Genomic DNA, 15,445 nt, shown 5'->3' with positions numbered 1-15,445 from the left:
GAAAAACAGCTGCTTCCTTTAAATAGGAGAACAGCTGTATCCATGCCCTGTTTTTAGCCGGGGTCTGCCGTCTTACAGATATTCGTAAATTGGGAAACGGCCCGTTAAAGTTTTCACCCGTTCAGCCGCTTCTTTTAATGCTTCCGCGTCTTCATGGTTTTTCAGCGTATAAGCAATGATGGCACCTATTTCCTTCATTTCTTCTTCCCCAAAACCGCGGGACGTAACGGCTGCAGAACCGAGACGGATACCGCTTGTAACGAATGGCTTTTCCGGATCATACGGAATGGCGTTTTTGTTTGCTGTGAGGCCGACTTCGTCCAGCGCTTTTTCCGCTATTTTCCCTGTCAGCTCCAGGCTGCGGGTATCCATCAGCACGAGGTGGTTGTCGGTGCCGCCCGAGACAACAGTAATTCCTTCATTCTGCAACGAGTCGCTTAAGCTGCGGGCGTTTTTTACGACGTTTTCGGAATACGTTACGAAATCCTTCTGCAGTGCTTCGCCAAAAGCGACAGCTTTCGCCGCAATCACGTGCATAAGCGGTCCGCCCTGAAGACCCGGGAATACTGCTTTATCAATTTTTTTGCCGAATTCTTCCTTACAAAGCACGAGCCCTCCACGCGGTCCGCGCAGCGTTTTGTGTGTTGTTGTCGTAACAAAGTGCGAATGAGGAACCGGGTTTTGGTGCACCCCTGCTGCTACCAGTCCAGCAATGTGTGCCATATCAACCATCAAGTACGCATCTACCTCATCGGCGATTTCACGGAATTTTTTAAAGTCAATTTCACGCGGATACGCACTTGCACCGGCGACGATTAATTTCGGCTGCGTTTCTTTTGCCACGCGAAGCACTTCATCGTAATCAATCACCTGGTTTTCTTTAGTCACACCGTATTCCACGAAGTTGTACTGCACACCACTGAAGTTGACGGGACTGCCGTGGGTTAAATGGCCGCCGTGGGAAAGGTTCATTCCAAGCACCGTGTCACCGTGATTTAAAATCGTATAGTAAACTGCCATATTTGCCTGGGCACCGGAGTGAGGCTGCACGTTCGCATATTCTGCCGAGAATAGTTCCTTCGCCCGGTCAATGGCGAGCTGTTCGACCGTGTCGACGTGCTCACATCCGCCGTAATAGCGTCGATTCGGGTAGCCTTCCGCATATTTGTTGGTAAGCACAGATCCCTGCGCTTCCATTACTGCACGGCTCGTGAAGTTTTCCGAAGCGATCAGCTCGATCTTGTCGCGCTGGCGCCCCAGCTCCTTCTGCATTGCCTCAAATATGACCGGGTCCTGCGTTTGTACACTTTCTGCATTTACCTTTGTTTCCATCTGTAAATCTCCCTTCCCTTTCGGTACAATAACGAACGATTATCTTTTTCGCGAATATTTCATTCGTTATTTTTCTCTCCATATTACTATGTTTTTCATTGTAACACGTATTTTTTACGAAATTCCGTACCTTACGAAATTTTTTCGAATTTCTTTATTTCCTTCGTGCATTTGAAGAAAAAAGAACCGCAGCATGCGATTCTTTTTCTGGAGGCTATTCGTAGCGGGCGCGCTCACCGCCGATCAGCTTCGGCCGTGTTTTTGCCATCGTTACATAGGCAGAACCAATCTGCTTCTGCGGGCCACGAACCGGAACCGCCACCGGCTTCAAATGCATACCGATCAGGGTGGATCCGATATCAATGCCTGCATCTGCTTTTACTGCTTCGATGACAACCGGCTCGCTCATGTGTTTATACGCATACGAGCTCATCGAACCGCCTGCTCTCGGATGAGGCACCACGCTCACAGCTTCAAGGCCGTAAGTGTCCGCCGTCTCTCTTTCCACCGTGAGCGCACGGTTAATATGCTCACATCCCTGAAACGCAAGATGTACGCCGGTTTCTTCCCGGAACTCCTGAAAGACATCAAACAGCGCTTCGGCGACTTCCTCAGAGCCTGCCTTACCGATATGCTCGCCGAGCACTTCACTTGTGCTCGTGCCAATCACAAGCACCTGGCCGCTACGGAGTGATGCCTGTTCCTTTAATGAAGCTAACAATTCCCGTAAAGACTGCTGCCATTCTGCTTTGTTCAACATGACAACTCATCCTTTCTTCGTTCCTTATTGTTCAATAGCTGATACTTTTTGAATGCGGTCGGCGTGACGGCCCCCAACGTGCTCCGTGCTGATCCAAGCTTTGACAATTTCGCCGGCGAGGCCGGATCCAATGACTCTCGCTCCCATCGCCAGTACATTACTGTCGTTATGCGCCCGGGTCATCTTTGCACTGAATACGTCATGGACCAGTGCGCAGCGGATACCGTTAACTTTATTCGCAGCAATCGACATGCCGATGCCCGTGCCGCAGACAAGAATCCCACGGTCTACTTCGCCGGCCGTTACTTTTTCAGCCACCGGAACTGCGTAGTCCGGATAGTCCACAGAATCGCTGCAGTCACAGCCCAGGTCTTCGTATTCCACCCCTGCTTCGTCCAGTACAGATTTAATTTCCTCTTTTAGTTCATATCCGCCGTGATCGGCACCCAATGCTACCTTCATGTCAACCTCTCCTCCGTTTGATTGTACTGTTTTCAGTCTCTCACGTATCCATCCGCCTGTAAATCTCCAGGCTCAGTCCAGCGACTTTTCTTTCCTGTACCGCTCCCATGCTGCCTGAAGCGCTTCTTCCATTTCCTCGGCCGTTTCGTGATACACCTTCCGGCCTCCGCCGATAGGGTCTCCAATATCCTTATCCCCAACGCTCCGGGCATATTCCTTTAAGAGTACCGTTTTCGTTTCCGTACCCGGAAACATCCGCTGCATAATATCTTTATGCCCCTGGGTCATTGCAAAGATAACGTCTGCCCAGTCGATTAATTCCTTTGTGAGCGGCTGGGATTCATGATCCATCTCCACTTGTCTTTCATCCATCGCCCGAACGGCTTCTGTTGCTGCCGGCTCTCCATTTGTAGCCATCACACCGGCTGAAGCCACCTCCACCTCCGGATAATGGTGCTTCATCAGCGCAGCGGCCATCGGACTCCGGCACGTGTTCCCTGTACAAATAAACAATACGTGATAACTCATCGTCATCGACTCCTTGTAGAAGTTTTCATTGTTCTGAAGATGCTGCTTTTTCCAAACGGTTCATGAGTGCGGTCCCGATCCCTTCTTTTGAAAAAACTTCACAGAACGCAGCGTCCACCTCCATTGTATCTAATTCACGAAGAACAGCGTACAATTTTGCTGCCGCTTCTTCGGGCCTCCGGCGCGAGCCTAAACTAAGAAAGGCATCCGCCTGCATCCACGCTGATCTGTTCTCTTCCACGGCAAGCACCGCTACCTTCTTTCCGTCCTCCTGGCAGGCCCGGAGCTTTCTCTGCCATGCTTCCTCCGGCCCTTTCATTAAATAAAGGGAGGTCGCCGGCGAATAGTGACGGTATTTCATCCCCGGTGCTGCAGGTGCTTCCTCTGAAGAAGCACTTTGCGAATAGCGGACTGTGTCCGGGCCGAGCACCTGCTCGATCTGCTCTTTAGTAACTCCTCCCGGACGCAGAATCCAACAGACTGCTGACGTACAGTCCACGACGGTGGACTCCACTCCGTATCCACACGGGCCGCCATCAATTACCGCGTCAATTTTCCCGTGCAGGTCGCTGTAGACATGCTCTGCCGTGGTCGGGCTCGGGGATCCGGACCGGTTGGCACTCGGGGCTGCGATCGGTACACCGGCATGCTTCAGCACTGCCCTCGCGACCTCGTGCTCCGGAATTCGGACAGCCACTGTGGATAACCCTGCCGTTACAAGGGGCGACAGAGGAGTTTCTTCTTTCAGCGGGAATATAAGCGTCAACGGGCCCGGCCAGAATGCGTCCATCAGCTTTTCCATGCTCTCTGTCCACGTAACTCCAAGCGCATTGAGCTGGGCACGGTCAGCAATATGGGCAATCAGCGGATTGTCGGGCGGACGGTTTTTAGCTTCAAAAACCGCCCGGACAGCTTCGGTGCATAGCGCGCTTGCCCCCAGACCATAAACGGTTTCTGTCGGGAGAGCCACTGTTTTACCCTGCGTTATCCACATCCCCATTTCTTTTAGTACAGAGTTCTCCGCAGAAGCTTCATTTATTTTATCCACATTTTTTATAACCGTCTGTTTATAACTCATTCAGCCTTCGTTCCTTCCAAAAATTTAAAATGCCTTAACAACAGGGTTTATTTTATATTAATTTAGGTTTTTCACACTATTCACAGGATCTTATTTTCTGTGGATAACTTTAATTTGTGCTGCTAATTCAGTCTTTTAATTTACATTATTTACGAAAATTTAATGTTTTCCACATATATGGAGGTATTTGTCTTTTGTTATCCACAAATCGTGGATAACTTTCTCACTTATTCACAACTGTAACGATTCGGTCGTTCCCATTCAAGTCCTTTATTACCTGGATCCTTTTTCCCGGAAACACTTTTTCAGCTGCTTCCATCACGGCTCTCCCCTGCTGCCATCCGATTTCAAAGGCAAGCAGTCCGCCCGGAGCCAAAACCTCGGCAGCGTATTTGATAATTTCTTCATAGCTGTGGATTCCTTCTTTTCCTTTGCCAATCAAAGCCACCGCAGGTTCTTTATCGCGGACGAGCGGATCGAGCCGCTCCCATTCCTCTTTTGGAATGTAGGGAGGATTGGATACAATAACGTCCGCCTGTTCTTTCCGGGAGGCCATGCCTTCAAGAAACGATTCCTGATGAAAGGTGACCGATGCCTGCAGCCGTTCTGCGTTTCGTTTAGCCGTCTCCAGCGCCCGGCTGTCAATATCCACAGCCTGCACCTGCGCCGATAGAAGCTCCAACGCGAGCGTAACTGCAATGATGCCGCTGCCTGTACCAACGTCGACAATTCTCGGGCTTTTCAGCTCTTTGTTTGTTTGCACCCAGTCGATCACGTGCCAGACGAGCTCCTCGGTTTCCATCCGGGGGATCAGCACGTCCGGATTAACGTGAAATTCGCGGTCGTAAAAAAAGCTGCTGCCGGTTAAATGTTGCACCGGCGTCCCGGCTGCGTGAAGACGCACGTCCTGCTGGAAATGCTCCCACGCCTGTAACGGCACCGGTTCTCTCGCAGCGGACAGCAGCTGGGACCGGGAAAGCTGCATATGATGCTCCAGAAGCCAGTCGGCTGCCGTCTCTTCTCTTCCGTGCTCACTCAAAAAAGAAGAAGCCCATCTCCGGGCTTCAAATACAAGTAGCTCTTCTTTCATTACGCTTCGCCTGCTTTTTCCATCAGCTCGGCCTGTTCTTCCATTACGAGCGGCTCGATAATCTGATCAAGCTCTCCCTGAAGAATCTGGTCCAGCTTTTGCAGCGTCAGGCCAATACGGTGATCGGTTACGCGCGTCTGTGGAAAATTGTACGTCCGGATCCGCTCGGAACGGTCCCCGGTTCCTACCGCTGATTTCCGGTTTTCATCGTACTCCGCCTGGGCTTCCTGCTGGAATTTGTCATACACCCGGGCACGAAGAATCGTCATTGCTTTTTCCTTGTTTTTAATCTGGGATTTTCCGTCCTGACAGGAAGCGACAATCCCTGTCGGTACGTGGGTCAGCCGCACCGCCGACATGGTCGTGTTTACACTCTGGCCACCGGGACCGCTCGCTGCGAACGTGTCGACGCGGATATCCTTATCGTGAATGTCCACTTCCACTTCCTCGGCTTCCGGAAGGACAGCTACGGTAGCTGTGGATGTATGCACGCGTCCGCCTGATTCCGTGCTTGGCACCCGCTGAACTCGGTGGGCCCCGTTCTCATATTTCATTTTCGAATATGCCGAATCGCCGTTAATCATAAAAATGATTTCCCGGTAGCCGCCGAGCTCACTCGCGTTCGATTCCACGACTTCTGCTTTCCATCCCTGTTTCTCCGCATAGCGGGAGTACATTTTGTACAAATCAGCGGCAAACAGGGCCGCTTCTTCACCACCTGCGGCTCCGCGTATTTCAATAATAACGTTTTTATCATCGTTTGGGTCCTTTGGAAGAAGGAGTCTCCGGAGCTCTTCCTCCTGGTTTTCAATACGCTCGCTCAATTCTTCGACTTCCGATTTTACCATGTCTTTCATTTCTGCATCGAGCTCGTCTTCAAGCATCGATTTCGCTTCATCAAGCTGCTGCCGGGCTTCTTTATATTCCCGGTACACCTCCACGGTCCGCTGCATCTGTGCCTGCTCTTTGGACAGCTCCTTGATTTTATTCGGATCGTTTGCGATTTCCGGATCGCTCAGCTGTTCGTTTAAATATTCATAACGGTCTTCTACCGTCTGCAGTCGCTCTAACACACCGTTCACCTCTATCTTTTAAATTTTATCCGGCTGAAATGTATTTCGTTACGTTTTACACGTTTCTCGTTCTCCTTTACAGTATACTAATTATAATACAGGGGCATAGGGGCGTCAAAATGCCACCGCATCCATAAATTTCGTTTGACCAATGCGAGAGCGGGGAACCGCCCTGTAAGTGCCTATTGTTTAAGCAGAAGGGGGAAAACAATGAAATACGTTATTATCGGCGGTGACGCCGCCGGCATGAGTGCAGCTATGCAGATCTACCGGCAGGATGAGAATGCAGAAATTATTACGCTGGAGGCAGGAGAAGTTTATTCCTACGCCCAGTGCGGCCTTCCTTACATACTCGGGGGCGAAGTCAGGGACAGCGAGAATTTAATCGCCCGCGACGTCGAAACGTTCCGGGAAAAGTACGGCATCGATGCCCGGGTAAACCACGAGGTAACCGGGGTCAATGTGGATAAAAAAGAAGTGACCGGCGTACATACCGATACCGGCAAGTCATTTCAGGTTACGTATGATAAGCTTCTGATTGCTTCCGGAGGACGACCGCTCCTGCCGGAATGGCCAGGACGGGAGCTGGAAGGCGTTCATACGCTGAAAACAATTCCGGATGCCGAAACGATCAAAGCAGATCTTGCGCACGTAAACCACGTCACTGTCGTCGGAGGCGGCTATATCGGTCTTGAGGTGGCGGAAAACTGTATTCACGCCGGCAAGAAAGTAACGCTTTTGCAGCGCGGCGATCAGCTGGCCGGTATATTCGACCCGGACATGGCAGCATATATCGCTGAGGAAGCGGAGGCGAACGGCATCGAGCTGCTGTTCGGGGAAAACATCCAGCATTTGTCGGGCAAAAGCCGGGTGGGAGCCGTTCATACCGACCGGCGGGTGATCGATACCGATGCGGTGATCGCCGGTGTCGGCCTGCGCCCGAATACAGAAATGGTGTCCAAATGCGGCCTGTTCCGTCATGCTAACGGAGCTCTGCAGGTGAACCGCTACATGGAAACCAATGTCCCGGATGTATATGCCGCCGGAGACTGCGCCACCCAGTTTCACCGGATTAAGGAGATTGATGATTATCTTCCACTCGGAACGCATGCCAATAAGCAGGGACGCGTCGCCGGCCTTAACATGGCTGGAAGCGTAAAGTCCTTTAAAGGAGTAACCGGCACCTCCATTCTCCGCTTTTTCAGTCTGACGCTTGGAAAAACCGGCATCTCCGAAGCGGAAGCTGCTGGTATGCGCTTTCCTTACCGCAGCGAGATGCTTACTACCTCGAGTCATGCCGGCTATTTCCCGGGAAATAGCAAGCTTCATATCAAAGTCACGTACTGCCCGGACACAGGCGTTATCCTCGGCGGCCAGCTGATCGGCGGTGACGGCACAGACAAACGGCTCGATGTTCTGGCCACCGCCCTCTTTCACCGAATGACCGTAACCGATTTTGAGGATCTGGATCTGAGCTATGCCCCGCCGTACAATAAAGTGTGGGATCCGCTCCAGCAGGTGATCCGGCGGGCGAAATAACAGTCTTCCTGCACAGGTAAAGCCAGCCGGCACTGCTCCGGCTGGCTTGTTTTTTGTTTACAGGGCAATAGGCGGGTTCGCGTGGCATCTCCGGCACACCGGATAATAGGAGTCATTGCCGCCGATATGAATCTGATCGCCCGTATAAATCGGCCGACCCTCGCCGTCGAGCCTTAAATTCATGACTGCTTTTTTATGACAGAACCAGCAGATGGTCTTCATTTCCTCGATTTTATCCGCGTAGAGCAGCAGATGCTTGCTGCCTTCAAACAGCTCATTCTGAAAATCGTTCTTCAGGCCGAAGCTCATCACCGGAATATCAAGGTTATCCACAATTTCTGCCAGCTGAATAATGTGCTCCTGGGACAGAAACTGTGCCTCATCCACGAGGATGCAGAACGGACGCTCTTCTTCCTGACGGACGATATCGTAAATGTTTGTTTCTTCAAACACTGGTACAGCCTCACGCTCCACTCCGATTCTGCTTGCTACAAATCCGACTCCGCGCCGATCATCCAGACCGGAGGTGAAGATGAGCACCGGCTTATTCTGCTCTTCATAGTTATGGGCCACCTTTAAAATTTCGATGGACTTGCCGCTGTTCATTGTTCCGTATTTAAAAAATAACTGCGCCATATTTTTCTCCCCTGCTTATCGGTTTCGGTTCGTGCTCGTGATATAAAAAAGACGGAAGCCGCAGCTTCCGCCTTTACCCAACCATGGTGCTTAGCGGTTGTATTTTCTTTTGAACTTGTCCACACGGCCGCCGGCAGTGTTCTGCTTCTGCTTGCCGGTGTAGAACGGGTGGGAGTCGGAGCTTACCTCAATTTTGATTACTGGGTACGTGTTTCCGTCTTCCCATTCGATAGTTTCAGACGAGCTTTCTGTCGAACCGCTCAAAAACTTGAATCCCGTACTTGTATCCATAAATACAACTTTATGATATTCCGGATGCACTTGTTGTTTCATAGCTGGTCACTTCCTTTCGATTCTTCTCTTTTTCACACATAACGAGATTATAACAACTTCCCCGAAATTTATCAATCGTTCATTTCGTTTATTTCTTTCCAGTCGTTACTTTTCCCTGCTTGTCCTTCTGAAGCTCCTCAAAAAATTCTTCATTTGTTTTGGTCTGCTTAATGCGCCGGATAAAGTGATCCACGAAATCCGGGGAATCGTTCATCGTCTTGCGGATCGCCCATAAATTATCCAGATGCTCTTTGGAGACGAGCAGTTCTTCTTTCCGGGTGCTCGAGCGACGGATATCGATCGATGGGAAAATACGGCGCTCGGCCAGACGACGGTCGAGATGGAGCTCCATGTTTCCTGTACCTTTAAATTCCTCATAAATCACATCGTCCATCCGCGACCCGGTTTCTACAAGGGCTGTTGCCAGGATGGTCAGGCTTCCACCTTCTTCAATATTACGGGCCGCCCCGAAGAAGCGCTTCGGACGGTGAAGAGCTGCCGGATCAATACCACCGGAAAGCGTCCGTCCGCTTGGCGGCAGCACCAGGTTGTACGCCCGTGCAAGACGGGTGATGCTGTCGAGCAGAATGACGACATCTTTTTTGTGCTCCACGAGACGCATCGCCCGTTCAAGCACAAGCTCAGAAACTTTAATGTGGTTTTCAGGCACCTCATCGAATGTAGAGCTGGCTACGTCTCCGTCTACAGAACGCTCGATGTCTGTAACCTCTTCCGGACGTTCGTCCACGAGCAGCACAATCAGTTCGGTTTCCGGATGGTTTTCAGTAATGCTGTTGGCGACTTCTTTCAACAGCGACGTCTTTCCGGCTTTTGGCGGAGCCACAATGAGTCCGCGCTGGCCGAAGCCTACTGGGGTGATCAGATCGATGATCCGCGAAGAGGCGCGATTGGGATGAGTTTCCATCTGCATGCGCTCGTCCGGATACAGCGGTGTCAGTGCCGGAAAATGCGGGCGCTCCTTCGAAGAGTCGGGGTCCTCCCCGTTGACTGCTTCCACCTGCAGCAGGCCGTGGTACCGCTCCGAATCCTTTGGCGGACGTACCTTTCCGGAAACCTTATCCCCATTTCTCAAGTCAAAACGGCGGATCTGCGAAGCAGAGATATAAATGTCCTCCGTGCTCGGCAGATAGTTAATCGGACGCAGAAAACCGTAGCCTTCTGTCTGGATAATTTCAAGCACGCCCTCCATAAACATCAGGCCATCTTTTTCCGCCTGTCCTTTTAAGATCGCAAAGACGAGTTCCCTTTTGTTTAATTTGCTGTAATACGATACCTTGTATTCTTTGGCGAGCCGGTACAATTCTTTTAGCGTCATTGTTTCGAGCTCTGCGATGTTGACTGCCAATGCGGTCACCACTTTCTTTTTCTATTATGAATGTAAAAAAATAATCATGTATATTAGTTCCGTCAACGTGAAGAAACACTTACACTTTGTGAATGTAAGCTGCCTTTTTATTTCCGTTATGGCTTTCCGGCAAAAAGTGTTGGGATAATTGGAGGATAAGAAAAGGAACGGATGCCCTGCATAAAGGAGAGGAGAACTGTTGAATGGCAGTAAACGTTTTACGAATACAGTTTGTACTTCATTATTTTAACTTTGAACGCCTCTGTCTGCAAGTGAAATTATTAGGATGGAACGCTTCCGGCATAAAATGAGAAAAGGACAGGTCTCCCTGCCCTCAGCCCGTTTTATTCGTCTCTGATCACAAAATCCGGCTTTTTCTGAACGTTGTGCTTGCCGTCTACAAAGCGGACCGTTCCTGATTTAGCCCTCATGACAAGGGACTGGGTCGTGGCTTTGGAGCTTTTAAAATTCACGCCCTTCAGCAGTTCACCCTCTGTTACGCCGGTAGCGGCAAAGATGCAGTCCTCCCCGCCGACCAGATCCGACATAAGAAGCGGCCGGTTAACGTCGTCAATACCCATTTCTGTGCACCGGGCCAGTTCATCGTCGTTCTGCGGAAGAAGCTTGCCCTGCATTTCCCCGCCCAGACACTTAAGTCCGACAGCGGCAATAACGCCCTCGGGAGCTCCTCCGGAGCCGAGCAGTATATCCACCCCTGTTTCATCAAAGGCAGTATTAATCGCACCGGCCACATCCCCTGCAGGAATCAGCTTGATGCGGGCACCGGTATCTCGGACATCCTGGATCAGTTTAGCATGGCGCTCTCTGTCCAGAATAGTGACAACAACGTCTTCGATATCCTTGCCTTTTGCCTTTGCTACGGCGTGCAGGTTGTCTGCGACCGGCGCATCGATATCAATTGTCCCGATCGCTTCAGGTCCTACCGCAATTTTATCCATGTACATGTCCGGAGCATGGAGAAGCCTTCCATGGTCAGCAATGGCAAGTACTGCGAGAGCATTCCAGGAGCCGCTGGCGACGATTTCTGTACCTTCAAGCGGATCTACCGCCACATCGACTCTCGGCCCGAAACCGGTCCCAAGCTTTTCTCCAATGTAGAGCATCGGGGCTTCATCCATTTCCCCCTCACCAATTACCACGGTCCCTTTCATCGGGATCGTGTCAAACACATCGCGCATTGCGCTTGTAGCGGCATCGTCGGCCTCATCCTTTTTCCCGCGGCCCATCCAGCGTGCAGACGATAATGCCGCTGCTTCGGTCACCCGTACTAATTCCATCGACAGACTTCTTTCCATTGTTATACTCCCCCAAGCTTACGAATTTTGAATTTCCTGCATTTCCTGTTCACTGATAGTCTCTAAACGGATCTCAGCGCCCAAATAACGCAATTTGTGCTCAATTTTTTCATAGCCCCGGGCCACATGCTCAAACCCGGTAATAACGGTACGGCCTTCAGCCATCAGCCCGGCTACAATCAGGGCAGCTCCGGCTCTCAGATCGCTTGCTGCCACCTGCACCCCCTGAAGCTGCGCCGGCCCCCGCACAATCGCAGTGCCTTCACCGGTAGTCACGTCCGCTCCCATGCGCGACAGTTCATCCACGTGCTTGAACCGCGACGGATAGATGGTGTCGTGAACAATCGTTTTTCCTTCGGCCCTTGTCATAAGCGCCGTGAACGGCTGCTGTAGATCAGTAGGGAATCCGGGGTAAACGAGGGTTTTTAATTGCACGGCCTGCAGCCGGTCCGCCCCGGTGATCCGGACCGAATTGTCATACCATTCCACGCCTGTTCCTGTTTCCCGGAGCTTGGCCGTTAACGCTTCGAGGTGATCCGGAATGACGTTATCTATCACTACTTCACTTCCCATAGCCGCACCCGCAATCATATAGGTGCCCGCCTCGATCCGGTCAGGAATAATCGAATGATTGCATCCGTTCAGTTCTTCTACACCATCAATGCGGATAACGTTTGTCCCCGCGCCTTTAATATTTGCCCCCATATTTGTCAAAAGCGTGGCTACGTCGATAATTTCCGGTTCCTTCGCGGCGTTTTCGATTACCGTCCGCCCCTTGGCCATGACTGCCGCCATCATAATGTTAATCGTCGCCCCAACGCTCACCACATCCAGATAAATACGGGCGCCCTTCAGCTCTTTTGCGTGAATATGGAGCGAGCCGTGTTCATTTTCGACCGTAGCCCCGAGAGCTTCGAAGCCTTTGATGTGCTGATCAATCGGCCGAGGACCAAGATAGCAGCCGCCCGGCATGCCGATCACTGCCTTTTTAAACCGCCCGAGCATTGCTCCCATCAAATAATAGGAAGCACGCAGCTTTTTTACTTTGCCATTTGGCATCGACAGCGGACGAACATTCTTCGCATTAATTTTCATCCGGTGATTTTCTGTTTTTACATTCGCTCCCACATCCTGCAAAATTTCAGCCAGCGTGTCGATATCGTGAATGTCGGGAAGGTTCTCAAGAGTCACGTGGCCATTTGCCATCAGCGCTGCCGGAACAAGTGCCACTGCACTGTTTTTCGCTCCGCTGACCGACACCTGTCCTTCAAGCGGCCTGCCGCCTTCAATAATCATTTTCTGCATGCAATCATCCTCTATAGTCATTATCCAGCATCCTCAGCCACTCTGTATGAACGGCATGTAAAAGCTGAAGCCCGGGCCTGGATTCGGGCAGGGACTGTCCTTTTTATGCTATTTGTGTCCTACTAATCGTTAAAAGTGTTTTCTTTTTTCAGCATAGATGTTTTTCCACTTATTAGCAAGAGAATTTGGCTGAATTTTCATACAAAAAAAGGCTTCTGCAGAAACCCTGCAGAAGCCTGTGCTGTTTTATTTTACTGCTTACGGTTTTCCCAATCGCTCAGGAATTTTTCGATCCCCTGATCTGTCAGCGGATGCTTCAGAAGGCCGGGAACGACCTTAAATGGAATCGTCGCGATATGGGCACCGCGGGCCGCTGCTTCTGCCACGTGAGTAGAATGGCGCACGGATGCAGCAATAATTTTCGTTTCAATGCCGTGAACGTTAAAGATCTCGGAAATTTCACTGATCAGGTCCAAGCCGTTGTGGCCGATATCGTCCAGACGTCCAAGGAATGGGGAGACGTATGTCGCTCCTGCTCTTGCCGCAATTAACGCCTGTACGGAAGAAAAGACGAGCGTGACATTTGTCTGAATGTTTTCTTCTGTAAAGACCTTTACGGCTTTCATGCCTTCTAGTGTCATTGGAACTTTAACTGTAATATTCGGAGCGATTTTTGCGAGCTCCCGGCCTTCCGTGATCATGCCTTCTGCTTCAGTCGAAATGACTTCGGCACTGACGGAGCCGTCGACGATAGCTGTAATTTCTTTTAAACGTTCATGAAAGTCGACGCCTTCTTTGGCGACGAGACTCGGATTCGTAGTGACGCCGGCAAGAATCCCGAGGTCATTCGCCTCTCTGATTTCATCGACATTCGCTGTATCTACAAAAAACTTCATACATGTTCCCTCCTATTATTTAATACTCTTTATCCGTTTCAAGCAAACGCTTGCAAATCATTTTACTATTGAGAAGAAGAAAGTAAGGCGGAGAAAGAGGCGGCCCGGTAATGGGCCCCTTTTTCTTCGCTTCATGCTCATTAATTACGCCTGGTTGGAAGAACCAAATTCCTGCATTTTGAACTTCACTGTTTCTTTGATGGCATCGCGTGCTGGGCCGAGATATTTACGAGGGTCATACTGGTTCGGCTGCTCTGCCAGTACTTCTCGTACTTTAGCCGCAGAAGACATTTGGCTTTCCGTGTTTACGTTCACTTTTGCGTGACCGTAACGGATCGCTTTTTTCACATCTTCTGTCGGAATGCCTGTACCACCGTGCAGAACGAACGGAACATCCACGAGCTGTTGGATTTCTTCCATACGGGTAAAGCTGAGGTTCGGCTCGCCTTTGTACGGACCGTGCACAGAGCCAAGCGCTGCTGCGAAGCAGTCAACACCAGTCTGCTCTACAAGCTCTTTACATTCTGCAGGAATAGCGTAAGCTTCTTCCGCTTCAGAAACGACCAGGTCGTCTTCCTGGCCGCCTACACGGCCGAGCTCGGCTTCTACAGATACGCCGATCGCATGTGCAGCGTCGACAACGCGCTTAGTCATTTCAATGTTGTATTCAAGCGGATGGTGGGAGCCGTCGATCATTACAGAAGTAAAGCCTGCTTTCATTGCCTTCATGCAGTTTTCAAAGCTCGAACCGTGGTCGAGGTGAATGGCTACAGGTACTGTTACGTTATATTCTTTCATCAACGCTTTTACCAGAGTAACGACTGTTTCGAAGCCACCCATGTAGCGGGCTGCTCCTTCAGAAACACCGCAGATTACTGGGGATTTTTCTTCTTCAGCCGCCTGAAGAATGGCCTGGGTGAATTCCATGTTGTTCAAGTTGAACTGTCCTACGGCATACTGATTTTTTTGTGCTGTTTTCAGCATTTCCGTCATTGATACCAATGGCATAAAAAATATCCTCCCTCTTCGTTTCAAGCAAAATGTTTGAGCAGCTTCCATACATAGTAAATATATTTAAGCACACGAAAGCATCTGCAGCTTTCATTCAGGCTGCATCGGGTAGTGTGTATTAAAGCGTAATGATGATACGATCAGGACGTCTTCACTGTCAGATACTTCCGCTTGAAAACAAACCGACTATGCTATGTAAATCTTACTCAAATTCTTTTTTCATTATAGCATATCGAGGCCAGTTGTCACCCTTCTTGCGAAAGTTTGCCGATGACGCTCTTTAAGTTTTCAATGTCAAACGGCTTGGCGATATAGTAATCCGCTCCGTTCTGCCTGGCCGCTTCCACCTGTTCCTTTTCACCATAGGCGGTCATTATAATCACGTAGGCGTCTTCGAGGCGGGAGGCGCTTTGAAGCTCTTTAAGCAGTGTGAGTCCGTCGATCCCCGGGAGTTTCATATCGATGATAAAAATTTCCGGCGTCCATTCTTCCACCATATGTAAAGCAAGCTCGCCGTTATGTGCTTCTTTGACGGTGTACCCCTCTTCTTCGAGTACCTCTTTTAAGAGAAGCCGGATTCCCATTTGATCATCTACAATTAACACCCGTTCCATTGCATGAATTCCTCCTTCTCTACTTTCTTCTACCTGCAGTATATATTACTATAAGATTTATGACCACGTATGTTTCAGCCATCCATTAATTTCAAAGCAGAAAAGA

At 50.3% G+C, this 15,445-nt stretch carries 16 protein-coding genes; 1 reads left to right on the top strand and 15 read right to left on the bottom strand.

The features are described 5' to 3' along the window. Positions 1-72: 72 nt before the first annotated feature. The 7 genes from glyA to prfA form a co-directional block, all read right to left on the bottom strand. Positions 73-1,332, bottom strand: a complete 1,260-nt coding sequence (gene glyA / locus Q9M42_RS05800) for a serine hydroxymethyltransferase (RefSeq protein ID WP_322525567.1) — start codon at positions 1,330-1,332, stop codon at positions 73-75. Between the two features lie 214 nt (positions 1,333-1,546). Continuing rightward, a complete protein-coding gene (locus Q9M42_RS05795) occupies positions 1,547-2,092 on the bottom strand; it encodes a TIGR01440 family protein (RefSeq protein ID WP_322525566.1) in 546 nt (181 codons plus the stop codon). Between the two features lie 24 nt (positions 2,093-2,116). Then, on the bottom strand, positions 2,117-2,554 hold the full coding sequence (gene rpiB / locus Q9M42_RS05790) for a ribose 5-phosphate isomerase B (RefSeq protein WP_322525565.1): 438 nt from the start codon (positions 2,552-2,554) through the stop codon (positions 2,117-2,119). A gap of 72 nt (positions 2,555-2,626) precedes the next feature. Next, positions 2,627-3,082 (bottom strand): low molecular weight protein arginine phosphatase, encoded by a 456-nt coding sequence (locus Q9M42_RS05785; RefSeq protein WP_322525564.1) that lies wholly within the window; start codon positions 3,080-3,082, stop codon positions 2,627-2,629. Positions 3,083-3,107: 25 nt separating this feature from the next. Next, a complete protein-coding gene (locus Q9M42_RS05780; protein WP_322525563.1) occupies positions 3,108-4,160 on the bottom strand; it encodes an L-threonylcarbamoyladenylate synthase in 1,053 nt (350 codons plus the stop codon). A 223-nt stretch (positions 4,161-4,383) separates the two neighbouring features. Further along, positions 4,384-5,250, bottom strand: coding sequence for a peptide chain release factor N(5)-glutamine methyltransferase (gene prmC, locus Q9M42_RS05775; protein ID WP_322525562.1), 867 nt, complete (start codon positions 5,248-5,250; stop codon positions 4,384-4,386). Beyond that, a complete protein-coding gene (prfA, locus tag Q9M42_RS05770; RefSeq protein WP_322525642.1) occupies positions 5,250-6,323 on the bottom strand; it encodes a peptide chain release factor 1 in 1,074 nt (357 codons plus the stop codon). Before prfA ends, prmC begins: the two co-directional genes overlap by 1 nt. A 210-nt stretch (positions 6,324-6,533) precedes the next feature. Between prfA and Q9M42_RS05765 the strand changes: the two genes are divergently transcribed. Then, positions 6,534-7,862 (top strand): FAD-dependent oxidoreductase, encoded by a 1,329-nt coding sequence (locus Q9M42_RS05765; protein ID WP_322525561.1) that lies wholly within the window; start codon positions 6,534-6,536, stop codon positions 7,860-7,862. Positions 7,863-7,919: 57 nt separating this feature from the next. Here the strand turns inward: Q9M42_RS05765 and Q9M42_RS05760 are convergent, their stop codons facing one another. The 8 genes from Q9M42_RS05760 to Q9M42_RS05725 form a co-directional block, all read right to left on the bottom strand. Next, a complete protein-coding gene (locus Q9M42_RS05760; protein WP_298786336.1) occupies positions 7,920-8,498 on the bottom strand; it encodes a thymidine kinase in 579 nt (192 codons plus the stop codon). Between the two features lie 90 nt (positions 8,499-8,588). Next, positions 8,589-8,831, bottom strand: a complete 243-nt coding sequence (locus Q9M42_RS05755) for a type B 50S ribosomal protein L31 (RefSeq protein WP_022794589.1) — start codon at positions 8,829-8,831, stop codon at positions 8,589-8,591. An 88-nt stretch (positions 8,832-8,919) separates the two neighbouring features. After that, positions 8,920-10,197, bottom strand: a complete 1,278-nt coding sequence (gene rho / locus Q9M42_RS05750; RefSeq protein ID WP_322525560.1) for a transcription termination factor Rho — start codon at positions 10,195-10,197, stop codon at positions 8,920-8,922. A 344-nt stretch (positions 10,198-10,541) separates the two neighbouring features. Then, entirely contained in the window at positions 10,542-11,513 is a 972-nt protein-coding gene (gene glpX / locus Q9M42_RS05745; protein ID WP_322525559.1) for a class II fructose-bisphosphatase, read from the bottom strand. An 18-nt stretch (positions 11,514-11,531) separates the two neighbouring features. Beyond that, positions 11,532-12,818, bottom strand: coding sequence for a UDP-N-acetylglucosamine 1-carboxyvinyltransferase (locus tag Q9M42_RS05740; protein WP_322525641.1), 1,287 nt, complete (start codon positions 12,816-12,818; stop codon positions 11,532-11,534). A gap of 251 nt (positions 12,819-13,069) precedes the next feature. Beyond that, positions 13,070-13,714, bottom strand: coding sequence for a fructose-6-phosphate aldolase (gene fsa, locus Q9M42_RS05735; protein ID WP_091613202.1), 645 nt, complete (start codon positions 13,712-13,714; stop codon positions 13,070-13,072). Between the two features lie 144 nt (positions 13,715-13,858). Then, entirely contained in the window at positions 13,859-14,722 is an 864-nt protein-coding gene (fba, locus tag Q9M42_RS05730; protein WP_298786347.1) for a class II fructose-1,6-bisphosphate aldolase, read from the bottom strand. A gap of 248 nt (positions 14,723-14,970) precedes the next feature. Further along, on the bottom strand, positions 14,971-15,339 hold the full coding sequence (locus tag Q9M42_RS05725) for a response regulator (RefSeq protein WP_322525558.1): 369 nt from the start codon (positions 15,337-15,339) through the stop codon (positions 14,971-14,973). Positions 15,340-15,445 lie beyond the last annotated feature (106 nt).

The organism is Marinococcus luteus (assembly GCF_034497705.1).
GTDB lineage: Bacteria > Bacillota > Bacilli > Bacillales > Marinococcaceae > Marinococcus > Marinococcus luteus_A.
The sequence above is the reverse complement of the archived record's forward strand: the minus strand, read 5'-3'. Positions and strand labels throughout refer to the sequence as shown.